The 23458-nt window shown below is 60.0% G+C and carries 30 protein-coding genes and 1 pseudogene; 11 read left to right on the top strand and 20 right to left on the bottom strand.

Going from position 1 to position 23458, the window contains the following annotated elements:
- Position 1 precedes the first annotated feature (1 nt).
- From B4F27_RS13190 to B4F27_RS13180, 3 genes are read right to left on the bottom strand one after another with little or no spacing between them, the layout of a single operon-like run.
- Positions 2-865 carry a VOC family protein gene (locus tag B4F27_RS13190; RefSeq protein ID WP_166125640.1) on the bottom strand — a complete coding sequence of 288 codons (864 nt, stop codon included), beginning with the start codon at positions 863-865 and terminating at the stop codon, positions 2-4.
- A 60-nt stretch (positions 866-925) separates the two neighbouring features.
- The gene (locus B4F27_RS13185; RefSeq protein ID WP_166125638.1) at positions 926-1348 is read right to left on the bottom strand and encodes a DoxX family protein; all 423 of its coding nucleotides are present in this window, start codon (positions 1346-1348) and stop codon (positions 926-928) included.
- A gap of 27 nt (positions 1349-1375) precedes the next feature.
- A complete protein-coding gene (locus tag B4F27_RS13180) occupies positions 1376-1951 on the bottom strand; it encodes an NADPH-dependent F420 reductase (RefSeq protein ID WP_166125636.1) in 576 nt (191 codons plus the stop codon).
- A gap of 131 nt (positions 1952-2082) precedes the next feature.
- On the opposite strand from B4F27_RS13180, the gene B4F27_RS13175 reads away from it, so the two are divergent.
- Positions 2083-2973: a LysR family transcriptional regulator gene (locus tag B4F27_RS13175; RefSeq protein WP_180828223.1), complete on the top strand. Its 891-nt coding sequence runs from the start codon at positions 2083-2085 to the stop codon at positions 2971-2973.
- A gap of 352 nt (positions 2974-3325) precedes the next feature.
- Here B4F27_RS13175 and B4F27_RS13170 read toward each other — a convergent pair whose 3' ends face one another.
- The gene (locus B4F27_RS13170; RefSeq protein ID WP_286759877.1) at positions 3326-3712 is read right to left on the bottom strand and encodes a hypothetical protein; all 387 of its coding nucleotides are present in this window, start codon (positions 3710-3712) and stop codon (positions 3326-3328) included.
- 386 nt (positions 3713-4098) lie between these two features.
- Between B4F27_RS13170 and B4F27_RS13165 the strand changes: the two genes are divergently transcribed.
- A complete protein-coding gene (locus B4F27_RS13165; RefSeq protein ID WP_286759876.1) occupies positions 4099-4512 on the top strand; it encodes a c-type cytochrome in 414 nt (137 codons plus the stop codon).
- Between the two features lie 399 nt (positions 4513-4911).
- The gene (locus B4F27_RS13160) at positions 4912-5472 is read left to right on the top strand and encodes a hypothetical protein (RefSeq protein ID WP_286759875.1); all 561 of its coding nucleotides are present in this window, start codon (positions 4912-4914) and stop codon (positions 5470-5472) included.
- A gap of 178 nt (positions 5473-5650) precedes the next feature.
- Here B4F27_RS13160 and B4F27_RS13155 read toward each other — a convergent pair whose 3' ends face one another.
- From B4F27_RS13155 to B4F27_RS13085, 15 genes are all read right to left on the bottom strand, one after another.
- Entirely contained in the window at positions 5651-6727 is a 1077-nt protein-coding gene (locus tag B4F27_RS13155) for a type IV secretion system protein (protein WP_286759874.1), read from the bottom strand.
- 12 nt (positions 6728-6739) lie between these two features.
- Complete coding sequence (locus B4F27_RS13150; RefSeq protein WP_132998428.1) at positions 6740-7153, bottom strand: hypothetical protein; 414 nt, start codon at positions 7151-7153, stop codon at positions 6740-6742.
- Positions 7150-7344 carry a DUF4177 domain-containing protein gene (locus B4F27_RS13145; RefSeq protein ID WP_243252198.1) on the bottom strand — a complete coding sequence of 65 codons (195 nt, stop codon included), beginning with the start codon at positions 7342-7344 and terminating at the stop codon, positions 7150-7152. Before B4F27_RS13145 ends, B4F27_RS13150 begins: the two co-directional genes overlap by 4 nt.
- Entirely contained in the window at positions 7341-8327 is a 987-nt protein-coding gene (locus B4F27_RS13140; RefSeq protein ID WP_243252208.1) for an ATPase, T2SS/T4P/T4SS family, read from the bottom strand. The genes B4F27_RS13145 and B4F27_RS13140 overlap by 4 nt, the downstream gene beginning before the upstream one ends.
- A gap of 4 nt (positions 8328-8331) precedes the next feature.
- Positions 8332-9711, bottom strand: coding sequence for a TrbI/VirB10 family protein (locus B4F27_RS13135; protein ID WP_243252209.1), 1380 nt, complete (start codon positions 9709-9711; stop codon positions 8332-8334).
- Entirely contained in the window at positions 9708-10403 is a 696-nt protein-coding gene (locus tag B4F27_RS13130; protein WP_132998441.1) for a TrbG/VirB9 family P-type conjugative transfer protein, read from the bottom strand. Before B4F27_RS13130 ends, B4F27_RS13135 begins: the two co-directional genes overlap by 4 nt.
- A gap of 1 nt (position 10404) precedes the next feature.
- Positions 10405-11058 carry a virB8 family protein gene (locus tag B4F27_RS13125; protein ID WP_243252210.1) on the bottom strand — a complete coding sequence of 218 codons (654 nt, stop codon included), beginning with the start codon at positions 11056-11058 and terminating at the stop codon, positions 10405-10407.
- Positions 11059-11075: 17 nt separating this feature from the next.
- Positions 11076-11885, bottom strand: a complete 810-nt coding sequence (locus B4F27_RS13120) for a type IV secretion system protein (protein ID WP_286759902.1) — start codon at positions 11883-11885, stop codon at positions 11076-11078.
- On the bottom strand, positions 11885-12973 hold the full coding sequence (locus B4F27_RS13115) for a lytic transglycosylase domain-containing protein (RefSeq protein ID WP_286759873.1): 1089 nt from the start codon (positions 12971-12973) through the stop codon (positions 11885-11887). The genes B4F27_RS13120 and B4F27_RS13115 overlap by 1 nt, the downstream gene beginning before the upstream one ends.
- A gap of 55 nt (positions 12974-13028) precedes the next feature.
- On the bottom strand, positions 13029-13196 hold the full coding sequence (locus tag B4F27_RS13110) for a hypothetical protein (RefSeq protein ID WP_209227003.1): 168 nt from the start codon (positions 13194-13196) through the stop codon (positions 13029-13031).
- Complete coding sequence (locus B4F27_RS13105) at positions 13193-15556, bottom strand: type IV secretion system DNA-binding domain-containing protein (RefSeq protein WP_037941707.1); 2364 nt, start codon at positions 15554-15556, stop codon at positions 13193-13195. Before B4F27_RS13105 ends, B4F27_RS13110 begins: the two co-directional genes overlap by 4 nt.
- Entirely contained in the window at positions 15546-15824 is a 279-nt protein-coding gene (locus B4F27_RS13100; protein WP_008327373.1) for a type IV secretion system protein VirB3, read from the bottom strand. The genes B4F27_RS13105 and B4F27_RS13100 overlap by 11 nt, the downstream gene beginning before the upstream one ends.
- A complete protein-coding gene (locus B4F27_RS13095; protein WP_037941840.1) occupies positions 15817-16101 on the bottom strand; it encodes a TrbC/VirB2 family protein in 285 nt (94 codons plus the stop codon). The genes B4F27_RS13100 and B4F27_RS13095 overlap by 8 nt, the downstream gene beginning before the upstream one ends.
- Before the next feature lie 107 nt (positions 16102-16208).
- Entirely contained in the window at positions 16209-16823 is a 615-nt protein-coding gene (locus B4F27_RS13090) for a lytic transglycosylase domain-containing protein (RefSeq protein ID WP_037941841.1), read from the bottom strand.
- Between the two features lie 43 nt (positions 16824-16866).
- The gene (locus tag B4F27_RS13085; protein WP_037941710.1) at positions 16867-17235 is read right to left on the bottom strand and encodes a hypothetical protein; all 369 of its coding nucleotides are present in this window, start codon (positions 17233-17235) and stop codon (positions 16867-16869) included.
- Between the two features lie 210 nt (positions 17236-17445).
- Here B4F27_RS13085 and B4F27_RS13080 point away from each other — a divergent pair, with 210 nt between their 5' ends.
- The 4 genes from B4F27_RS13080 (at position 17446) to B4F27_RS13065 (ending at position 18474) form a co-directional block, all read left to right on the top strand.
- Positions 17446-17697, top strand: coding sequence for a hypothetical protein (locus tag B4F27_RS13080; RefSeq protein ID WP_114865742.1), 252 nt, complete (start codon positions 17446-17448; stop codon positions 17695-17697).
- Between the two features lie 124 nt (positions 17698-17821).
- The gene (locus tag B4F27_RS13075) at positions 17822-18079 is read left to right on the top strand and encodes a helix-turn-helix domain-containing protein (RefSeq protein WP_037941711.1); all 258 of its coding nucleotides are present in this window, start codon (positions 17822-17824) and stop codon (positions 18077-18079) included.
- Positions 18080-18084: 5 nt separating this feature from the next.
- The gene (locus B4F27_RS13070) at positions 18085-18243 is read left to right on the top strand and encodes a hypothetical protein (RefSeq protein WP_160171645.1); all 159 of its coding nucleotides are present in this window, start codon (positions 18085-18087) and stop codon (positions 18241-18243) included.
- 3 nt (positions 18244-18246) lie between these two features.
- On the top strand, positions 18247-18474 hold the full coding sequence (locus B4F27_RS13065; protein WP_009503808.1) for a hypothetical protein: 228 nt from the start codon (positions 18247-18249) through the stop codon (positions 18472-18474).
- 119 nt (positions 18475-18593) lie between these two features.
- Here the strand turns inward: B4F27_RS13065 and B4F27_RS13060 are convergent, their stop codons facing one another.
- Positions 18594-19340: a hypothetical protein gene (locus tag B4F27_RS13060; protein ID WP_235183684.1), complete on the bottom strand. Its 747-nt coding sequence runs from the start codon at positions 19338-19340 to the stop codon at positions 18594-18596.
- Positions 19341-19542: 202 nt separating this feature from the next.
- Here B4F27_RS13060 and B4F27_RS13055 point away from each other — a divergent pair, with 202 nt between their 5' ends.
- The 4 genes and pseudogenes from B4F27_RS13055 to B4F27_RS13040 all read left to right on the top strand — a co-directional run.
- A complete protein-coding gene (locus B4F27_RS13055; RefSeq protein ID WP_037941712.1) occupies positions 19543-21870 on the top strand; it encodes a heavy metal translocating P-type ATPase in 2328 nt (775 codons plus the stop codon).
- A gap of 12 nt (positions 21871-21882) precedes the next feature.
- Entirely contained in the window at positions 21883-22293 is a 411-nt protein-coding gene (locus B4F27_RS13050) for a hypothetical protein (protein WP_132998294.1), read from the top strand.
- Between the two features lie 109 nt (positions 22294-22402).
- Entirely contained in the window at positions 22403-22801 is a 399-nt protein-coding gene (locus tag B4F27_RS13045) for a FixH family protein (protein WP_037941715.1), read from the top strand.
- A pseudogene (locus tag B4F27_RS13040) lies at positions 22798-23458 on the top strand (efflux transporter periplasmic adaptor subunit); the annotation flags it as partial. The gene B4F27_RS13045 and the pseudogene B4F27_RS13040, both read left to right, overlap by 4 nt.

Raw genomic sequence — 23458 nt, 5'->3', positions numbered from 1 at the left:
CTTAATTCTTGAGCGTGATTGCGGTGCCCCAGGGATCGCGAACGGTCAGGCCGTTGGCATTCTTGATGCTTTCAAGCCCGGCGCTTTCAACCCGGCCAGCGATGGAGGCAATGTCCGCCGCATCACGGACAACAATCTCGATGGCATCGAGACCTGCCATACCCTCGGGGCGTTTGCTGGCCCGGCGGCTGTTCCAGATATTGCCGGCAAGCTGGTGGTGGTAGCCGCCGCTGCCGTAGAAGCTGGCCCCAGGATAGCGCGCCGCGATATCGAGGCCGAGCACGTCGCGGTAGAAGCGGTCGGCTTCGCCCGTGTCGCCCACCTGAAGGTGGACATGGCCGATGCTGCCGTTCTCGGGGAAACCCGACCATTCGGTGCCTGCGGCGCTTTGCAGCAGACCCTGAAGATCCAGCGGGTCGGTGCTCATCCGGATCTCGCCGCCCTCGCCGTGCCAGGCCGAGACCGGGCGGTCCGTATAGACCTCGATACCGTTGCCCTCGGGATCGGCGAGATAGAGCGCCTCGCTGACGATATGATCCGAGGCACCGTGAAGCGGCACACCCGCCTCGGCGATGTGAGCGACCCAGCGGGCCAGGTCGGATCGGGTCGGCATCAGGAAGGCGGTATGAAAGAGCCCGGCCTGCCGCGGGTCGAGTGGGGAAAGGCCTGGGTCGCCCTGAAGCTCCAGAAACGGCGTGTCGCCGGTGCCGAGGGTGACGCGATGCTCGCTGGTCGCGACCGGGCTGAGCCCCAGCGCCATCTGGTAGAAAGTGGAGACCGCATCGAGGTCCCGCACCTTGAGCCGGACCGCCCCGATACGCATCGGCGCGGTCGTCATGTCGAAGAAGTGGTCGACGGTGGTCATTGCAGGTCTCCTTGTGAAAGAGTGCGGCCGCGGGAGATGACCCGCGGCCAGCAAGGGAGGTCAGGCGAACTGGCCGAGGCGTTGGTCGAGCTGCGGCACGCGCAGCGCGAAGGCTCCGCGTCCCAGGACGGCGACGACGCCTTGCACGACCGCCCAGAACAGCGGGTATTCCCAGCCGCCGCCTTCGTTCGAGAAGCTCCAGCCGAAACCGGAATGCGCCCATGTCGCGCCCAGGAGGACGGGGATCAGCGCGATCGAGACGAGGCGTGTGCCGAGACCGAGGATCAGGGCGATACCGCCCGCCAGCTCTGCGAAGATCGTGAAGTAGGCGAGCACGCCGGGCAGGCCGAGGCCTTCGAAGAAGGCGACGGTGCCGGGGATGGTAAAGGCGCTCACCTTCATCCAGCCATGGGCGAGGAACAGGACGCCGGTCGAGATGCGAAGGGCGGCGGCGGCGTAGTCGGTATGGGTCTGCGTGGTCATGTCAGATGCTCCGTGGGGTTGGGGATGTCAGGAAAACTGCCAGCGCGGCGCGATCCCGGTGCCGTGACCGAAGACGTAGCCGAACTGGATGTTGAGGAAGCCGATGGGCTCGAGGTAGCGGGCGTTGGCGAGCGGGCCGGCATCGACCGGCTCGAGGCCGATCTCGGCGGCCAGCGCCTTGACCGTCTCGCGCGCGGCCTCGTCATCGCCAGCGACGAAGGTCTGGATGGGCTGGCCATTGACCTTGAGGCCCGTGCCGTAGTGCTGGGCGAAGACCGTGTTGAACGCCTTCACCACCGTCGCGCCGGACAGCCTGGAGGCGATCTCTTCGGCCGCCGAGGTCTTGTGCCCGACTTGAAGGCCGGAGAAGTCCTCGGTCACCGGGTTCGAGACGTCGATGACGGTCTTGCCGCTGAAGTCGGCCTTGCCGGCAAGATCCGCGATGGCCCCGTAGGGCGTGGCGACGACTACCACCTCCGCCTTGGCGACGGCGGTAGAGAGATCGTCGTTGCGGCCGATGGTTGTCACCTCGTGGCCGGCCTCGCCCAGAATCCGCGAGAGCCCTGAGCCGACATTTCCGTTGCCGATAACTGCGATACGCATGGCATTCTCCTTCGCTTTGCCGCCCTGCGGCGGCCTGTTGATCACTAAAGCGAAAGTAAGGCTTTCCCATATTCCATAAAATGACGATTTTATGGAATGACTATCGCGAATTTATTCTCAAAAGGGCGCTCATGGATATTGTCGACGAACTCAAGGCTTTCGTGGCCACCGCACGGACCGGCTCCTTCACCGCAGGGGCCGAGCAACTGGGGGTCTCGAACCGCCTGACCTCGAAATACGTGGCCGAACTGGAGGCGCGCCTCGGCGCGCGGCTGCTCCAGAGAACGACCCGGAAGGTGGGGCTGACGCCAGCCGGCGAGGATCTCCTCGCGCGGGCGCCAGCCGTCCTCGATGAGCTCGATGCTCTGCTGGGGTCTGTGTCAGAGGGGTCGCGCGGCCTGAGCGGGATCATCCGGGTCTCGGCGCCTGTGACCTTCGGCGAAGTCTACGTGGCCGGCATGTTGGCCCGGTTCGCCGAAGCGCACCCGGATCTGACTTTCGACCTCAGGTTGGACGATCGCTACGTCGACTTGGCCGCCGACGGCATCGATCTGGCGTTCCGGATGGGTGTGTCGGAGACGCTGTCACTCAAGACGCGCAAGCTCGGCACGTTTCACAGCTCACTGGTTGCGCATCCAGACTACGTGAATGAGCACGGGGCACCGAGAACACCGGATGATCTCTCTCAGCACGCCTGCATTGTCGATACCAACCGGCGCCAACCGCATCGGTGGACGTTTAGCAAAGACGGCACCGCGATCGTCGCCCAAGTGCGGGGCCGGTTCCATGTCAACTCGGCCCGGGCGGCAATCGAGTTGGCCTCGGCCGGCATGGGGATCGCCTATGCGCCGCGGTTCGCGACCGCCGACATGCTGGACACTGGCCGCCTCGTTCCATTGCTCGAGGATTTCGACATGGATGGGGGACCGGTTACCGTCGTTTATCTCGAAGGTCGGACCTTACCTCGAAAGATACGAACCCTCATCGACTTCGCTGCTGAGGATGTTCACGCCATGTCTTGACGAGCCATGAGAGGCAATCCTGGTCGGGTCAACAGCACCGGCATGAATGGCACCTTCGGGTAAGTTGCGACGCAGCGAAAACCTCCCTGACGAAGGTCTGGTCTGGGCCGTTCGTGTAGGTGCTCCCCTTCAGTAAGGAAGGGCGGAAACCAGACATTCGCTGCGATTGCGAAGTATTGGTCCACTATTCGAGAAAGCAGCCATTCGGCAGGGTAATCCCCCCACTTTTATCTGGGCTCAGCCGAAGAATTCACGCGGCTGTATATCGACTACCTCCAAGTTAGCCCAACTTGTCGTCCCCGCCCCCTCAGGTCAGTTCTCGGTTCCAATCATCCGCGAACAAATCGAACGGTTAGTTTTCGGCCAAGCTAACGAATTGTATCCTTTGTGAAACTAACTGCACCTTGCAGCTCCAGCTCGAGGCAAGAAGAGCTCCGAAGATGTTATGGCTGGTTACTTTTGCGTCGGCTGTGATCTCATTTCCGTAGCTTGTGATCTTCCAGACAAATTCTGAATCACGAATACTCGTTTCTTCTGTGGATCTCCTTGAGCCAGAAAGGCTGTTCAAAATCTTCTCCTCACAGACTTCTTTGGTCTGCTCCTGAAGCTTAGGCGCAGCTGAAACTGGAGATCGGTCTGGGAAGCTTTTCACAACCCAAAGGCCCAGTCCGCTGAAGATAGCGAGCACAACTACAACCAACGACGCTTCGACGGGGAATTTGAACTTGCCGATTTGCAATTTATTGCCCTTTTGATGGGAGAATAAGAACACATGCTACCAGGTGTTATGGGAGCACTCCGCGTCAACCTTTTGATTAGATAGTGCGAAACTTAGCCGCGGCCTGCCTGAAGCCCCAAAAAGCGTGCAAGCTTCGCGCAAGTAGATCATGGCTGTGGCAGGTGTTGCCACCGCTATGGGCGGCGAACTCTTGACGGGGCTCGCCGGTTCACGCGGCTTCTTTGTCATCTCGATCTCCCCATCGTCGAGATGAACCAGAAATCCTCCTATATTCAATTATCTCAAATCTGTCCCAGAGGTGCTGACGTCAGACCGGGCAGACAAGTGATTGACTTCACAGCTGGGCATAACGATGGTTAGTCACAAATTAAGGGGGGGCTATTTTAATGCAAATCCGTCTTTCAGCAATCGCCGGTTTATCGTGCTTTCTTCTATCAGGTTGTTCAGAAGGCTCCATCAAGGGGTCTGAAGAAATTCGTGAAGGGCAACTGATTTTTGCAAAAGAATGCTCAGCTTGTCATGGTGCGCGAGGCAAAGGCGCAGGGTCTGAATCATTGGCCGTGGGTGTCGTACCGCCTGACTTAACAGGGCTCAAACAACGCAATGACGGATACTTCCCTCGGGAATTTGTTAGTCGCTTCATCATGGGCCGCCTCGAAAAAGAAGATCCCTTTACTGCAATGCCCGATTTTTCGACGGTCGGACTTCGCCATGTTTACCCGAATGGGGGCGCAGATGGAGAGGTGCTGGAAACCGACTTTGCAAATCTACTCGACTACCTCGAAGCGATACAAGAGTAGTTGTGGAGGAATTCGCGCTACCCAGTGGCGGCTCCTCTCGTCCGGGCGGTGAAACCGCGCTGGACTATACCTTAGAGGTCCGATTAGGTCCGTGAGTGACGCCTACACAGTGGGCGAGATACGGATCTTCGCTGTAATTGTTCAGGCTTTGGTACGATCTGACTAAAGCAGCTGGACGATTTGAGGTCAAATCCACGAATGTCACAACCGAACTAATGGTGGCAATGAGTCCTATTCGCCAATAGCACGGGGCAGTTACGAATAGGGGTGAAATGCTGTGAAAAGGTAACTTGGGGCTTTTTAACAACTAAGTTTGCGAGAAAAATCACTCCGTACCCCATTGATCGGTCCGAGGTCATTTTTGATCAAGACAGATCGCAACATAATTGGGATAATTTGATGATCCGATCCGCTGTTTCTTCATTGGTTATTGGATTTCTGGCAGTCAGTGCACAAGCTGAAGATGCCCGAAGTGAACTTGCTCGCCAGATTGAGGAGGCGTCAGTCACATCAAACCAGCGATACTTAGATACAGGTGTAAGTGTCGGATGGCAGCTATATCCTCCTCTGATTTACCGTCGTGAAATGCAAATTAGTGATTGCGATGTCACAGCGTTAACTTTCAAAATCAGCGACGAGAATTCTGCGGAAGGGTCATTTATCGAAATTACATTCGACCTCAATCGCACGAAGATCCCTGATCCGTCTGTGCCGATTGGTGATGAGTATGCCTTCATGACTGGTAGCGGAGATGAGCCAAACGGCTCGGCGATGTTCGAGATGCTTTTTTTGCCCCCCTATGAACCGATAATCTGGTCAAAAACATCTGAAGCAGAGTTTGAGCAGCCAGCTATGTTTACTCGGTTTTTGATGGAGCCTATCGTAGATGAGACACAGCCCCGCCACTTACTTTCACTTTTGAATAATTACCAAGCTGCATATTGCACATTCTCGGGTTAGTCTCTTTGGATAGAAGTTCACTGCAGAATTTCGCCTCTAACCGTAACTGAATCGAATATCAGCAAGGTCCAAAGACCGACGATAACGCCGACAAAAATGCTGCGACACGCACGAATGGCCGCTTTGACGGGCTGCACCGCAGCATCTTGATTGTATAGCCAAGGTCTGGTTAGGGCCGTCACCGTCGCCCAAGCCGTCCCAGTCTCGCCAGCTGCGCCAGCATTTTTGATCCCGAGTCTGCGGATCCTGTGCCGCCTCCGGAACCCGTCTGTCCCATGCCTTGCCGCACTGGCATTTGCTGTACGCCAAAGAACTGCCGCGCCCTGAGGGCTGCGTATTCTGCTCCACTGGCCCCGCCGATGAGGTAGCGATTGTAGGCCTGCTGGCTTCCCATGGCGGCGCGAGCGAAGCTGTAGCTGCCGCCGAGGCCGCCGGAGAGGGCCGGCATCATGATGTTGCCGGAAATCGCGCGGACGATGAAGGGCGTGGCGATAATGAAGCCCTTGGCCATGAGCACCATCATGAAGAAGGGGATGAGCGCGCCGATGTTTGAGGCCCCTTCGGGATCGCCTAGTTCGCCGATGAGAGCGGAGGCCACCCCGGTGATGGTTGCGAAGACCCCTGCGACCACGATAGGGTAGATCGCGAAGGAGATAAGCGCGGATAACCAGCGCGCGAAATAATCCTTGGTGACCTCGAAGAGGGTCAGGAAAATCATCACCGGGGCGATTCCGATCAGAAGCGCGATCATCAGTCGGGAGGCCACGAGGATGAAGGCGGCCAGCCCTCCGAGGATCGAGAGCAAGAGGACCCCGACAATGTCGAGCATGGCGCCGGCCATCCAGTTCAGCTCGGACCCGGCAGCGTTCAGATAGTCGCCCAGCTCCGCGATCAGCCGGTCGAATTCTTCAGCGAAAGTTCCAGAAGGCCCCGGGCTGCCGCCGCCGACGGAGGCCACGAGCGCGCCCGCGATACTGTCGATCCCATAGAGAATAGCAGACGAGAACGCGTTGAACTGCATCCAATTGGTCGCGAATATCCCGATGAGCCCAATCTTGACCGCGAGCCAGAAGGCTGTGTGCCCATCCATGGCCCGGTATTGATAGATCATGTTGATTCCGACGAGGATCACCACCAGCGTTGTCCCCAAAACCAGGAGCGTGCCGACCGTTGCCGCAACCGCACCAAACTGGGTCTCAGCGGCGGTGTCGAGATAGGCTTGGGAGGTTTCAACGAAATAGGTGACGACGCTCATCGCGGGGCTTCCTTACCAATTGCCCGCGACGTCGCAGATGGCCTGGGCTTCGGGACGGGCGGCGTTGGCGTGGCGGTTGTAGGCGTCCGAGGCTTGCAGCATTTCCCATCGTTCGTCGCTCGCGTAGCTCTCATGAAACACGGCCTCGGCTGCGTCCCAAGAGGGGAACCGGGTCGCGCAGTCGCAGTTGCCGATCTCGACGACCCGCTCGAGATTCTGGGCGCGATAGATGTCCTGAACCAGAACCCGCTGATAGGCTTGGCGCAGGGGGATCTCCTGCATCCACAAGGGTTCAGCGGGCCGGTCCGGACAGACGTCAAAGCTGCGATCGAGGGTCGGCACGAGATCGCGCTCAGCGAAGGCGGGTGCCAACGTCAGGCCCAAGACCAGCGCAGTCAATACGAGGGTGCAGCCCGCCTGCCTCATGCCGTGGCTCCGGCGGGTGTGGTCTCACGCTTCAGGAAGACCGTGTGTCCCACATTGGCGAATTCCGAGGAGCTGATCGACACCACCTCCCAGCCTTCCGCACCTTTGGCATTCAGGCTGGCCTGCATGTCGGCAAGGCTGGTTTTTCGGGCCATGGGAAAGGACAGGATATCGTATTCAAAGGTCTTCATGGGGAAATTCCAATCTCAGTTGCGCCGGGGAGGTAGAATTCGGTGATGCCGCGTTTGCCGTCATGGCGACCGGCCTGGATGATCACGTCGATGGAATTCTCGATGTACTGGATCATGTCGGCATAGGTCATCGGGATCTCGGTCTTTAGTGCTGCGATCGCGAGGCGCTGCACGGCAAGTTGGGGAGTTTCGGCATGCAGCGTGGTCATCGAGCCGCCATGGCCGGTGTTGATGGCTTCCAGAAAGGTCATGGCCTCCTTGCCGCGCACCTCGCCCAGGATGATCCGGTCGGGGCGCATGCGCAGCGTGGCGGTGAGAAGCACATCGGCGGTCTGGAATTCTGCGTCGCGATTGGCGATGAGGGTCACGGCATTTGGCTGGGTCGGCAGAAGCTCGGCGGCTTCTTCGATGGTCACGATGCGTTCCTCGGCCGGTACGTGAGAGAGGATCTTGCGCGCGGCTACGGTCTTTCCGGTGGAGGTGCCACCGGAGACGATCATGTTCAGCTTGTTCTCGACGCAGAAGGTCAGAGCATCGTCGATGACGCCTGCAGCGACCACCTCGCGCAGTTCCCGGGTTTTCTCAATGCGGAGTTCTTCAAGCTTGCGTTCTTTGCCGTAGAGGAAATCGAGCGCGATCCCTTCGAGCGGCAGGCTCGAGAAGAACCGTAGGCTGATCGACATGGCGGAGAGCACGGCGGGCGGGGTGATGACCTGTGCGCGGATAGGGCGGCCCTTGTAGGTGATCGAGACCGAGACGATGGGGCGGTCCTTGCTCATTGTGGTATTGGCCGAGGAGGCGATCTGGTTGCCGAGGTCTTTGACTTCCGTCGTGGTCAACGCCTGGTCCAGCCTCCGCATGAAGTGATCGCCCCGGAATTCTCCCCAACAGCTACCGTCAGGGTTGATGCAGATCTCGATGACATCGTCGCGTGCGGCGGCATCGATCCGGTCGAGCGAGGTTTCGAGATAGCTCAGCGACATGGGCTCAGAATATCTCCAGATCGCGGTCGACCATCACCGTGACGCGCGCGCCCTGATCGACATAGATAATGGGGCCGATGGAGAGGTAGTCGCCAATCACAATGTCCGTGGCATCGGCGAGATCATCGCCCACGTCTTCGAGCACGTCCGCGGCGGTCTCATCCTGCACGTTTGCAGCGGCGGCGCTTGGGGCCGCTGAGATCAGAGAAATCAACGCCGCAGAGCCGAAGCGTTCATCGAAGCGGGTATCGACAAAGCCGGTCACACCTGAGCGACCCAGTTCATCGCCCCCGAAGGAGCTGATCTGGATCGTCTGGTTGTCGGGCAGGATGATCCGATCCCAGGCGATGGTGACCCGGCGCTGCGCGATATCGACGCCAGAGCGATAGCGCCCGATCAGGCGGGACCCGCGCGGAATGAGGAGGCGTGAGCCATCGAAACTGAACACGTCTTCGGAAACAAGGGCCCGGGTCTGGCCGGGCAGAGAGCTGTCGAGGGCGGTTTCCATGACGGCTTGGATCATGGTGCCCTGTAGAATCGTGTTGGAGGGATTGGCGATCACCTCGGCCTGCGTCACCGTCGAGGGCAGCGCCCCGTTCAGCACGAAATCCGTCACCTCGCCAAAAGTGCGTTCTGTCAGAGCCGTTTCATTCGCTCCGGAGGCACCGCCAAACGCGATGGTGGGCGAGGTGATGCGCCGCTCCTGGAAGGCGCGTTCCTCCGCGGCGCGGCGCTCCAGCTCGGCCATGCGCCGGGCTTCTTCCTCGCGGCGCAGTCGCTCTTGCTCGCGTGCGCGCAGCTCATCTTCCGTGGGGCCCACTGGCGCGGGTTGCGGTCGGCTGGCCTCGAGTTGGGCCAGTTCCAGATCCATGCGGAGTTGCTCAAGGCTGCGATCCCGCGCCGTCAGTTCGTCCTGAAATCGTTGCTGTGCGGCTTCCGAGGCGGCTTGTAGCGCCGCAATCTGAGCGGTCAGCGCGTCAATAGCCTCTGCGGCGGCGGTGTCTTCCTCGACAACTGGTTCAGGGGCGTTGCGCAACTCCTCGATCTGAGCCTGCAGGGCGCTGATCTGCGCCAGAAGCTCCGCGTTGGGCTCGACTGGATCCGGTCCGACAAACACAACCTCGGGCTCGGGCGGGGGCAAGGTCTCGATAGCGCCAAAGCCGTCCCCCTCGTTTTGGAAGACGTCCGGGGTGGCCGTCGGCAAGGCTTCCTCTTCGTCGGGCTGTGAGAGGAGATAGAGCAGGGCACCACCTGCGCCGATGACGAGGACCACGATCAGCGCGAGAAGGGGCGACCGGCGCTGCGACGCCGTGGGGGCGCGGGCACTGCCTTTCTCAAGGGCGGCGAGGCGTTTTTCCAGCTCGGTGTTCCCGGTATCGCTCATGAGGTGGCCTCCGCGGGCGGGATCGCCTCGATGCAGACCACCTCTTCGCCAAGTCGCAGGACCCATTGGCGGTTCACGCCGCTGACGCGGATCACGCCGTCTTCAGGAGTTTGCGTGTTGACCGTGCGCTCGCGGCCGCCCGCGTAGCGGAAGATTGCGGGCACAGGCGCGTTTCTTGGAAACGCGAAATACGTGAACGTCCCGTCATCCCAGATGCGGGTTGGCGTAAACTCGGTCCGCGCGCTGGCACCGTAATTGTAGTTTGGCGCTTGGGCGGCGATGGCTCGAGTCGGGCGCCCAGCGTCATCAGGATAGCGGAACTGCACCACATAGAAGGTCGGGCTGCGAACCTCCTCGACGTTGAGATAGTAGCTGCGCCTGTTCGTGTAGACGGTCACATTGGTATGGACCCCGCGCGCGACGGGCTTGATTGCAAATGCCTGGCCTCCGGGCACGCCATCGATCTCGAAGCCCTCGGTGTCGCCCGCGATGATCGAGCGGATGCTTTCACCCTCGCCGAATTCGACCGTGGTGACATGGGTAAGCGAGACGCTGAGACGGTAGACCTGACCTTCTTGATATGTTGCCAGCCGCACGCGGCTGTCATTTGGACCACCGCGCGGGATCGCTTCGGCAAAGGCAAGGGCAGGCAGCAAAACAAATATGGCAGCACCAAATAACTTATTGATCAAACTAATTCTCCAATCTGTCGGAACGGATGGAATATTCGAGGACCGTGAAGCCGAAAGGGTTGGTCCAGACCTCGTCGATGGAGCGGCGGGTCTCGGGGCGGAACTCGAAGAGAAGCGTGGCGGTGAAGAGCCCGGTCTGGACGCCATTGATGGATGTCAGACGTTTGCGCAGGCGGACCGTGGCGCGGTTGGTGCCGATGCGATTGATGCTGAGGATCTCCACATCGAGCCGGGCATTCGGGCCGTAGACTGTCGGCGGGTAGTTCTCGTTGGCGCTGTTCCAGATCTGGCGTAAGCCACTCTCGGCCGCCCGATCCGATCGGCGCAAGACGCTTCGGATGCGCAGATCGTTGTCGAGCTGGTTATAGACCTCCCGGTCGGTCACATAGCGGAAGACCTCCGCCTCGATGATCGCTTGGTTGGCGGTGACGGATGTGGCCCCAACGGACGCCTCGGGCAGGGCAAAACCAGTGGCGGGATCATACGGGACAACGACGGGGGGTGGGTCGACATCGAGGATCGAGACTGCTGCTGCGCTCAGACAGCCGATGATGCCGAAGACAAGACCTGTCAGACCAAGGCGTTGCCAGAGTCGTTCGCGGCGCAAGGCACCGTAGACCAGTTCTTCCTCGATGATTTCTTGTTCAGTCGCCACCCGTCATGCCCCCACGATCAGTCTGCCTGGAGGTCCGGTAGCGTGAAATCCATGAAGCGCTGTTCCTCGGCGATGGTGGCGGCGTCGATCACGCCGCCGGTGCCGTCACCCACGGTTTGAATCGCTTCCAGTTGCCACATCGCCACGAGGGCGATGGCCAATTCAGCGGTCACGCGCGTGTTGAGATCGATGCTTTCCTTGAGTTCGTCCATGTCGTCGATAAGCCCCACAAGACGGTCGACCCGCTCGAGCGATTGGCCGGCATCTTCATAGCTGTTCTGGGCGGCGGCTGAGACGAGCGCGCCGGTTGTTGCCTGCGTCGCCACGCGGTTGGCCCCGGAATTGCCGCTCGTGGCCATTTCCGAGAGCGTGTCTTCATCGAAGCCGAGATCGGCCAGCACCCGGTCCATCTGGGTTTCGATTTCGCTTGCGCCGGAGCCCGAGAGGCCCGAGAAATCCCCAGTCTTGATCGCCTCAATCGTGGCGAGGATGTCCCCGAACTCTTGGTCGAGCAGACCGTTCAACTCGTCTTCCATTTCCGTCCGGATGATTTCGGGAAGCTCGGCAAGGCGGGTGAGCGCTTCATAGGTTCTTTGCAGCTCTGCGAGTTGATCCGTGAGAAGGCCGAGCTGTTCGCGGAGCTGCGTCAGCTGCTCGTTTTGCAGGATCTCGTCTTCGATCATCTGCCGCAGCTGCTGGATGTTTTGCGCGATGTTCTGGGTGTCGACGACCGGTACACCTTGTGCTGCGGCAGGGGGTAGGGCGCTGAACTGCAAGCCAACGCCAAGTGTCGTGGCCAAAGCTGTCCTCAAGAGCAGATGTCCCATCATTCAATCTCCCTGATCGTAAAATCCATGAACGCGCCTTCGGCCATGCGGGCGCTGGCCTGGGCCAGCTCCTCGGCAGAAAGCACGCGGGTGCGGGCGGCCTGAAGCCGGATACGGGCAGCGACGAGGCGCACGAGTTCGGCGCGGGCATAGGTGTTGAGTGCGATGCTTTCCTGCACGTCTTCAGTCTCGGAAATCCGTTCGACAATATCCGCAATACGCAGGGCAGCTTGGCGGATCGCGGCTGGTGAGTTGCTGCCATAAAAGGCCGCCCCATGACCCGTGAGCGAGAGGTTGGCATTGGCGAGAAGCGCCGGATCGATCGTGCCAAGCGCATCGATCCCGCCGATACGGCTTAGATAGAGATTGTAGCGTTCAGGGATGATCGACACGTAGTGCTGGGTCTCGCGGAAGGGTGGCACGCCGCCATACTCGAAAACCCGGCCGGGTCCGGCGTTATAGGCCGCGAGGGCGTTGATGATGTTGCCATCGAATGTGTTGAGCTGGGTCGCGAGATAGCGCGCGCCGCCATGCACCTGAAGGTAGGGGCTGTCATAGTATTCCGGGTTGATGCCCAGATCGCTGGCCGTCCCAGGCATGATCTGGGTGAGACCATAGGCGCCGACGGGAGACCGTGCCCCAATCGTAAACCGGCTTTCCTGCCAGATCAGCGCTTGCAGCAACGCGCGCCACTGGACGGGCGAGAGCCCTGCGCGGCCAACTCCCGCAAAGCCGCTGGTCTCCTGGGCGACCCGGATGATGAGCTGCTCGATGGTCTCAGACGCATCCCCGAACATCTGCGCACCGCCGGGATTGGGATCGATTTCTCCCGTGCCATAGACGGCTTCCACGGCGCGGTCGGGATCGCCGCTGCCGCTTTCCAGCCCCGAGACCATGGCGGGCAGGCCCTGACCGCCGAAGCTGGTCTGGGCATCGAGGATGCGTCGGAGGGTTTCCAGCTGCTCCCGTTCGATCTCGGCGATGAGTTCGCGCACGGCAAGCTTGTCGGCCTGAACAGCCAAGTCTGCCTCGCGATCACCCGTTTCTACGATATCGCGTGCAGTCAGCCCGCTGTCATTGGTTGGCACGCCTTGGGACAGGGCGAGACCGGGCAACAGGCAAAGCGCCAGGATATGGGGCAGCCTAGACTTCAACGTCGCCCTCCGGGGTGCCAAGGGGCGTGAAGTCACAATCAGGCGCGACGGGTGCCGTGGACGCAAGGAATGTGAAGCAGTTCGCCTGCGGCTCCCGGTACTGGGTGCAGGAGGCCAGCGCGCCGAGCGCAGCCAAAGCGATAAGAATACGGATCATGAAAGTCTCCAGAAGTCCGGGCGGTTGCGGTAATCGGATCCGACGAGCGCCTCGCCTTTCTCCATGCCGCCGAGGATGGTGAGATTGGGCCCGAGGGCGCTAAGACCTGCATCGACGACGATGGAGCCCTGGTCATCACGGATCAGCGCAAGGCGGCTGTCGCTCCCGGTGTTGAGAAGCACATCGAGTTCCTTCTCATAGAGATTGAGCATCGCGTAATCGGCGGCATGGGCGCGGATGTTTGGGAGCAGGATCTGCGTCGGCACGGCCTCGATGATGGTCTTGCCCGTGCGCGTGCGCTCCAATTGGCTCGCGTATTGCGTCATCATCACCGCGACGGTGTTCTGCTTGCGCGCGGTCACCAGCCAGTTCGAGAGCCGTTCGGCGAAATACGCATTGTCAAGCGCCTTCCAGGCCTCGTCGATCACGATGATGGTGGGGCGGCGGTCCTCGATCTCGCGCTCGACCCGGCGGAAGAGATAGGAGAGGACGGCCATCCGTTCTTTCTCGGCCTCGCTGTCGAGAATGCCGGTGAGATCGAACCCGACGACATCGCCTTCGAGCGAGAACGTGTCTTCCAGCGTCTGCCCGAAGATCCAGCCATAGCGGCCCTCTTCGGTCCACTCGAGCAAACGCTGGTGCAGATCGCCGCCATCGTCGGTGGAGACAAAGAGCGATGCGAAATCCCGCCAGTTCCGTAGGGCCGGGTTTGTGGCCTGCGCGTTCTGGCGCACGACTTCCTGGATGCGGTTGGTCTGCGCAGGGGTCAGAGGCTTGTCGGCGCGGTAGAGCAGTGTGGTGAGCCAGTCCGAGAGCCACGCGGTGCCCCGCGCATCGGTCTCGGTCCAAAGTGGATTGAGACCGGTGGGCTGGCCTGCTTTCAGGGAGGCGTAGCGCCCGCCATTGGCGCGGACCGCCATCTCCATACCGAGACGGTAATCGAAGACGAAGATCCGCGCCCCTGCTCGACGGGCTTGCGTCATGAGAAAAGCGGAAAGCACCGACTTGCCCGATCCGGGCCGTCCCATGATCAAGGTATGCCCGCTGGTGGGTTCTTTCTTGGGGCTGCCTTGCTCGTGATAAGAAAACCGGTAAGCGCTCTGTTCGGGCGTGGGCAGATAGGTGATGACCTTCCCCCAAGGGGTTTTCTGAGCAGGTTTGCCGAGCTGCGTCCGATGAAACGCCGCGAAGTCGGCGAAATTACGGTTGGTGATCGCACTGGCACGCACGCGTTTCGGCTGGTTGCCGGGATGCTGACTGAGGTAGTGGGCTTTGGCCGCGACCCGCTCGCCGATCATCTTCACGCCTTCGGCGGCAGCGGCGTTGACGATCTCGGCGCTGAGCGTTTGCAACTCGTCCAGCGTATCGCAGAAGATCGTCACCACCATGTGGTGCTCGCCGAAGCTCTGGCGTTTGGCCTCCAGATCATCGGCGGCGATGTCGAGCGCTTCCATCAGCGACAGGGCCGCGTCCTGGGAGGCCTGCATCTGGCGCTTTTGCCGCTTGATGCGGCCTGCCATGAGGTTCGAATTGATCGGCGTGAAGGAATGGGTGACGATCATGTCGACCGGCAGGTTCAGCATGTCGAAAACGGTGCAGGAGGTGCCTTCCGAGTATTCCCCGATGGTGAAACTCTTGCCGTAGCGGTGTCCCACGACGCCTTCGGAGAGCTCGAAGTGATCGCCTTGAAACGTCACTCGCGTGTTGGCGACGTTGAAGGACAGGAAGCCATAGGTGTTCGCCGGATAGAGCGGCAGTTCCTGGCCAGTGTTGAGGGCCCCCAGAAAGCCGATCAACTCGCCGGACTTGGCCGAAAGCACACGTGGATTCAGCTCCGTCAGGCCAGACAGGAACACGTTCACGGCCTCGCCCAATCGGCGAAGGCGCTTCTCGGTCGCTTCCTTGAGGCGATCCGGCGCGCTGCGGTTCAGGAATGGCAGGACGCTTTTTGGAGGCGGGCGATGGATGATCGTAAGGGTGAGCGTCTTGTCGCGCAGCCCGCTGGTCTCTAGCTTCTTGCGCCAGAGCCGGTCGACTTCTCCCGCGAAACTGTCCTCGCGCAGCGGCTCGAGGTCCGGCGTGATCGCCTTCGAGACCTTATGGACGTAATAGCTGAACTCCGGCCCCAATTGCGCAATGATCCGGGCAAAGAGCGCGGTCACCTTGTCGAGATAGGCGTCATCGGTCGTGTAGCTATTGACCCCGTCGAGCCGGATGCACTGGAAAAGCTCGTTGACCCGGGTCCGCACGGTCTGGTCATCGACGAGGCTCACATAGGGCAGCATGTGCGCGAGGCGGGTCTCGTGCGCGTACCAGTCCGGCGTCATCGTGCGGAGATCAAGCGCGGCTTCACGGGGCATAGCTGTCCCCGCCGTGGATGGAGCGGTTCCGCGTGGGCGGCGTCTCTTGCAGCGCCGTCATCATCACGTCGATGAAGCGTGGGTCCCAATCCGCAGCCTTCCAGAGCACCGGGTAGAGCAGGGCCGCCACACCCAGCACCGCGATGTGCTGGACCCAGACGAACAAGAGCACCGAGCCGAAAAGCCAGACCATCGCGTACATGATGGGCAGGCCCAGAAGCTTGGGCGGGCGCACGAGGCCGAGAAAGAGAGGCGAGCGCTCAGCCACCGGCGAAAACTGCGGCAACGATAGTGGGAGCGGCGGCAACACCGGCAATGCCGACGAGAACCCAGAGGGCCTGTCGCAGATCGATGATATTGAAGAACCAGCTGAGGAACACGCCCAGAACGGCGAGTGTGGCGATCACGACGCCGAGCGGGCCGGTCAGCGCATCAACGATGCCCTGCAACAGGCTCTGAATCGGGGAAAGATCAATGCTTTGCGCAAGCGCAGGCTCAGCGAATACCAGAAAGAGCGCCAGCGAGGCGACAAAGAGGTGTGAAATCCAACTTGTTTGGAAAAAGCGGTATCGCCAATGCACTGCCGCGCTGCGCGCTCTCGTGACATTGCCGATAAGTGTTTTTAGGAATGATTTCCAAAAAGGCTGGGACATCATGAATTTGATCCTTCCAATCGGGCTACGACGGCCATGACGCGGGCCACGTGGTTCTGGGTTTCTCGGTAAGGGGGAATGCCGTCATACTGGCGGACCGCATCGGGTCCGGCGTTGTAGGCTGCGAGGGCGAGACGCGGATCGCCGAAGGCCCCCAGCATCATCGCGAGGTAGCGGGCGGAGCCGTCGAGGTTCTGCAGCGGATCACGCGGGTCGACGCCCAGATCACTGGCCGTGGCGGGCATTAACTGGCCAAGGCCAATGGCACCTGCACTTGAAATCGCATTCTGCCGATAGGCGCTCTCAACCTCGATATTGGCTCGATAGAGAGCCAGCCAATCCGTCACGGAAAGCCCCGCGCGACGCAGGCCGGGATGGCCGGCATAGCGCAAGGCCGTGGTCTGAATCCCAGAGAGAACATCGGCGCGGGGCAGGGGAGTCAGGCGGGCAAAGGCCGCAACTTGGACGCCCTCTTGCTCGGACTCTACCTCGCCGAGGATCGCGATCCCATCGGAGGCCGAACCCTGACCAATCCCGTCATTGTAGTTTCGAGCAAAGCTGCTTTGGGAGCGCGACGGGGTAAGAGAGCCGTCGCTATCCATGACCAGGACTATTTGCGCGGAGGCTGGCATGGCGACCAGCCAGAGGCAGACGAGGTTAGTTGTCAGCGCCCTTGTCTGATGGGGCTTTGTCTGGCGGGGCGAGTTTATGCGTGCGGCTTGTTCCCGCCTCAAGCGGCAGGTCGACATGCGCAAAACCAAGGCCAATGAAGAAAGACACCACGCCGGAGACCGTCTTGAACTCGCGGATCTTGATATCGTTGTAGGTCGTCCGCGTGCGGGCGGTGACGAGGAGCTTTTCCACCCCGTCATCAGAGACAACACGCATAATCCAGACCCCGTAATAGCTGGGGCCTTTCTTATGTGCCGTCTCCTGGCACAGGATTTCTGCACAATAGCCGCTTTCCACGAGTTCGCGGAACCTGGCTTCCGTAACCACATTTGGTGCTTCGATGTCCCAGTTCATGGCCCGGCTCACGCTTTCTTCAATGGCGCGACCCTAGGCATTTTCACTTGAAGCCCAGAGTTACGATAGTATACTTTCAACCGCAAGATGTAATATCATGCATCAGCTGTAGTTTAGTCACGCGGACACTAGTCACGGCTAGTGTCCGCGATCAAGGAGATAACAGGTTTGACAAACCCAAGGTTGACTGGACTGCTGCCATTGCAATCTGTGGTCCCTCTGATCTGCGTTCCCGGGCTGGTTTTGGCGGAATCCTGCTTCGCCCCAACCCGCCCTTTTCTACCAAGCGATTCGCTGGCGGCGCGGGAATATGCGGACATCATCCGTGGCGATTTCGAAGATTACATCCAGGATATCCAGAACTACTTCCGTTGCCTCGACGGTGAACGGGCCCGTGCCTTCGAGGAAGCGCGCGAAGTCAGCGAGGACTATGGCCGATTTCTGCAATTGGTAGGGGATTGATGGGCGACCTCGGGAGCATCAGACTTGCAGCCCATGGAAACCAGACGCCGATAACGCCCTCATATATCTACTTTTTAGATAACAGATTTCATCCGCTAGCGACGTTACAAAAGGTATGTGACGCGTGGCAAAGACAATCAGAAGCACGGGACAGGTGGCACTCTGCCAAGCGTTGGTCGACGCCCGAATCAAGGCAGGCCTTGGACAGGCTGAATTGGCGACTAAGCTCAGATGCCACCAATCCCTCATTGCCCGCCTTGAAAGCGGCCAGCGCCGGGTCGACGTCGTCGAGCTGGTTGTCCTCGCCCGCGCCATCGGCTTTGACCCCTATGAGGTTCTCGGGATCGTTGAAGCCGCCACGGAGCCCGACCATAGGATTTGAGAGCAATGCAAATTTGGGGCGTACCGCTTTGGATGTCCCTTCGTGAAATCCGCTACCTCAAGGAAGAGCAGTTAGCCAACATCCACCAATTGCGTCATGCTGTGCAGGCGAAGCCTGAGAACACGATGCCGCGATTGCAGCGCCAAAGTGCAGGAAGTCAGTAAACAGTGGACGATGATAATGGTGAAGGCGTCGCGATTGCCAATCTGATCGGGACCGACGGGCGCAGCGTTGTTGGTTGGGTTTATAGCTGGACTACAGGCGCGCACGCGGTGATGTGGGACGTCCATGGACCCCAGCCGGTATCAAAAATCCGGCCGGATATAAGTGACGAACAGAAGCAAGAAATCGACTTCGAGGCGCTCATGCGGATCGGAAGAGACGAGGGCGGGTGAGGAGGGCTACCCTGCGGCGTTTGCCGAAATGCCGAACCGTACTGCGACGACTAACGCGCGAGGTGGCATTGCACATGTCCGCGAAACCAATCTTACAGTCCGAGCCATTTCGCGTAAGTTCAGTAGTTCACCTGTTCAAAGCCGTAGTTGCCCTCGTAGTCACGCCAGTCGACGAAAACGGATTGATGATAGATACTGGGGCAATTCTGGCCCCATCGTTCGAGACCGGCATGGGCGGCTGGTAGGGCGGTTATGGAGGACCTCTGCCAGGCGAAGTCACCTTGCGTTCCATATGTGCCGAGGACCACGGTGGCACTACGGTTGCAATCGCCGTCGCGTCCGGATTCGTGCTGTCGCGCATACCGGACATCAAAGACGCGAATGGACTGCACGAAGTTGAACTCAGGTCCGCTGATATCGATGTCCGCGCGATCTTGAACGAGCCGGAGGGCCTGCTCGGCGGGAACAAGGTAGTCCGGGGCTTCTGAGGTGCGCCAAGCGGCCGCAATTGGGTCAGCGGTATCGCGCGCTGGATAGGATTGTCGCAGACCAGTGCTGTTGTACTGGAAGAACGCTTCAAAGATGCGGTCTGAACTGTTTGGTGCTGGAGCGGTCTCAAAGGAAGCGCCCATAGGGCAGCGCCAGATTTGAAGCGGAGGTTCCACCGGCCAAGGCGTAATTCGTCGGATGAATTCGGCGCGTGCTCGGGCGCAAGGAACGGAAGCAGGCCAGCCGCCAGACAAGCACAAGAGGATCGCGCAATCGATCGGGTATGTCTGCGCGCGAGCGGGCATCGGCAGCAAAGAACTTGTCACAGTCAAAGCGACTGCGACCGACGGGAGGAGCTTCTTAAATAGATGACGCATGCTGAGGGCCCTCTGTGACTAGGCTCAGCATATCTACGATAATATACTATCGCAACACTAAGATTTTGGACCGGTAAGAGTTATTATGTAATATATTGGCAGTATCAATCAGCTTTCCTTCGCTAATCAGCAATCCAAGCTTGACCTTCCCGTTGCTGGAAGCCCCATCTTAGGAGTTGGCATCATTTTGGAGGGCTAGAGCATGATACAGGTAACAGAACCGCACCCGCAAGAGCGGTCATCCGATCAGGCCAAGGATCCAGTTTGCGGCATGTCCGTCACTATGTCTCCGGAGGCCCGTCAGGCAAATTATGACGGTGAAACCTTCTACTTCTGCTCCGATAAGTGCCAGACCAGGTTCGAGGCCGATCCGATCTACTATGCCTCAGGTACGGCATCGGATCACAGCATGACCCCGAAAGCCGGGACTCAGTACACCTGCCCAATGCACCCCGAGATAGTTCGTGACGAGCCCGGCGCCTGTCCGATCTGCGGCATGGCGCTTGAACCGATGGTGCCGTCGGATGAACCCAGCGAAGAACTGACCGACTTTACCCGCCGAATGTGGATCAGTGCCGCCGCGGCCGTTCCTCTGGTTATCTTGACTATGGGAGAGCTGGTCGGTCTGCCGGTCCGGGACTGGATCGGGCATCAACTGGCGACATACCTCGAGTTCCTGTTGGCGACGCCGATCGTGCTGTGGGCGGCGAAGCCGTTTTTCGTGCGGGGTTGTGCGTCGATCGTGAACCGCTCACCCAACATGTGGACGCTGATCGCGATTGGTGTCGGCGCGGCATATCTCTATTCGCTGGTCGCCACGTTCCTTCCTGGTGTGTTTCCGGACGAGTACCGAATGGGCGCGGGTGTCGGCACCTATTTTGAAGCTGCCGTCGTCATCATCACTCTGATTTTCGTCGGGCAAGTACTGGAATTGCGGGCGCGGGAACGGACCGGCGATGCCATCCGGGCGCTGCTCGATCTGGCCCCGAAAACCGCGCGACGCATTCTGCCCGACGGTACGGAATACGACGCACCGCTGGAAAACATCGTTGAGGGAGATCGCCTGAGGGTTCGCCCAGGTGATGCGGTCCCCGTTGACGCCAAGGTTGTTGACGGAACGTCATCCATCGACGAGAGCATGATAACCGGCGAGCCGTTGCCGGTCGAAAAAGGTCCGGGCGATACGGTCACCGGCGGCACAATCAATAAGATCGGCTCCCTTGTCATAGAAGCCGCCCGTGTAGGTGCCGACACGATGCTGAGCCAGATCGTCGAGATGGTCTCGAACGCGCGGCGATCCCGTGCACCGATCCAGGGGCTCGCGGACCAGGTTTCTTCCTATTTCGTGCCGACCGTTGTCGTGGTCGCCATCCTTTCCTTCGCCGCTTGGCTCGGCTTCGGGCCCGAACCGGCACTCGTCTTTGCTATCGCCTCGGCGGTGTCAGTGCTGATCATCGCCTGCCCCTGTGCTCTGGGTCTGGCGACCCCGATTTCGATCACGACGGCCGCAGGTCGCGGTGCGCAGGCGGGTGTCCTGATCAAGGACGCCGAAGCGCTGGAACGCATGGCCAAGGTCGATACGCTGATCGTCGATAAGACCGGCACCCTGACCGAAGGCAAGCCGACGCTAACCGATGTGAACGCTTTGGACGACGAGTCCGAAGAAACCATTCTGACCCTCGCGGCTGCCTTGGAAAAAGGCTCCGAGCACCCGCTGGCGGAGGCCATCGTCGAAGGTGCGAAAGAGAGAGGTATCAAAGTCGGCAATGCCGAGAACTTCGAAGCCGTGACCGGCAAGGGTGTGAGCGGAACCGTCTCGGGCCGCGCCGTCGCGCTTGGTAACACCGCGATGATGCGCGACATGTCCCTCGACACCTCCGCAGCAGAGGAGGCAGCAGATGTTCTGCGAAGCGAAGGCAAGACGGCCATGTTCGTGGCCATAGAAGGAAAACTGTCCGGCATCGTCGCCGTCGCCGACCCGATCAAGGAAACGACGGCCGAGGCCATCAAGCAATTGCACGAGGCGGGCCTGCGGATAATCATGGCTACGGGTGATAACGAACGCACAGCAAGGGCCGTGGCGCAGCGTCTTGGCATCGACGAAGTACGAGCCGGCGTTCTCCCGGAAGACAAAAAGGCACTGGTGGACGAGCTCCACGCGAATGGCAAAAAGGTCGCCATGGCCGGCGATGGTGTCAACGACGCGCCTGCCCTCGCTGCAGCGGATGTCGGCCTTGCAATGGGTACGGGTGCGGACGTGGCGGTTGAAAGCGCGGGCATCACTCTCTTGCGCGGCGATTTGAACGGTATCGTCAAGGCACGGACGCTGGCCGTGGCGACGATCCGTAACATACGCCAGAACCTGTTCTGGGCCTTTGCCTACAACACGCTCGGTGTGCCCTTAGCTGCGGGCGTGCTCTACCCGGTATTCGGGCTGTTGATGTCGCCCATGTTCGCCGCCGCCGCAATGAGCCTCTCGTCGGTCTCGGTCATCGCGAACGCGCTCAGACTACGGCGATTGAGGCTTTAGACGATCCGCGTATTGAGCGTGAAGCTGGACGACACTTCTATTTCAGCAAAACGTGTATTGCTGATCTATGAGAACTTCAGCATAGTATGTTGCATGTTATTCAAAACGCGCCTTTTTCTGGTTGCTCTGTTGGTTGGCGCTGTTCTGGTGCAAATCAATCTTGCGTCCATTTCAAGCGTGGACCCAGCGCCTGAAATGGCCATGCAGAGCGATTGCTGCCCGAGTGATTGTCCGGATATGCCGGAATGCGATGCTGCCTGCATTTCCACGACGCAATGTCGTGTGGTCCCGATCGTGGCCGGGCTCGAACGGGTGATCCTGGCGAACCTGCCTCGCTCCGGACGTGCCGGGTTCTTGCGGACCGAGGCGACGGCGATCCTGCAACACGCGGACGGCGGATTGCAAAGACCGCCCAAGGCATAGCGGTTCTGGTGCTTGTCGCACCAAAAGCCGCGCGCCGATGTAACGTTTAGACCAGTTCCAGGTCGATACGATGGTCGGCGTTCCCGTTGCCCGTCAATACAGGCGTATCATGCCCCGTTATATTCACAGCGCCCTTGCTGCCCTCGTGGTCGCAGCCCAGCTTTCCGTGCCGGTGGCACAGGCCGCTGCATCTGATTACATTCTCGTTCTTGTCGAGACGACTTATGCCTTCGGAGACGATGCGGTTCTAGAAGTTCGTCTGATTGATACCCGCACCAATGCGCCCGTGGAGGGCGCCGTCATCTTTGCCACAAGGTTGGATATGGCGCCGGACGGGATGGAGACGATGACTTCACCGGTCTTGGCGTTACCCGGCGAAGAGCCGGGTCTCTATCGCTTCTCTGCCGATCTGACGATGGACGGAAACTGGCGCTTTTCCGTTGCGGCCAAGGTGCAGGGCGAGATGGAAACCGTTCAGGCACAGATCGTGATCGAGGTACAGCCATGAGCGCCTTTGGCAAACTGGTGCTGATCGCCGTCGTTGGCAGCGCGGCTGGATGGGTTGGCCTTGCGGCGGGCGGCAAAGGCTGGACGCCTGCGATGCTGACGGATGTGGCGCAGACGCAGCTCACAGCACTTTTGGGACGTAGAGCTGATGCGATGCCGGCCGAAATCCGATCGGCGATGGGCCCGATTATCTACTATCGACACCCTGACGGTCTTGCCGAGTGGTCCGCGGTGCCGACCGACACCGTCGATGGCAAGGCGTTTCTGCCGGTGCTGGCAAGCGAAGATGTGTCGTTTGACCCAGAGGCGCCCAACCCCCTAGAGGCGAAAATTGGCGAACGAACCGTTCTCTACTACCGGCATCCGATGGGCCTGCCCGATACGTCGCCGGTGCCTAAGCAGGATTCCATGGGCATGGACTACCTTCCCGTTTTTGCCGATGAGGCAAAAGATGCCGGATCGGTGACGGTATCGCCCGGCAAACTACAGCGCACCGGCGTACGTACGTCAGTTGCGGTGCTCAAGCCCATGGCAATGACGGTGCGAGCGCCGGGGATCGTCGCGCTGGATGAGCGTCGGGTAAGCGTCATTTCATTGCGTGCAGATGCTTTCATCGAAGAAGTTGAGGATGTAAGGCCCCATCGGAAGGTTTGTGCGT

It is taken from the genome of Sulfitobacter sp. UBA1132, from assembly GCF_002311545.1.
Taxonomy (GTDB): domain Bacteria; phylum Pseudomonadota; class Alphaproteobacteria; order Rhodobacterales; family Rhodobacteraceae; genus Sulfitobacter; species Sulfitobacter pontiacus.
The sequence above is the reverse complement of the archived record's forward strand: the minus strand, read 5'-3'. Positions and strand labels throughout refer to the sequence as shown.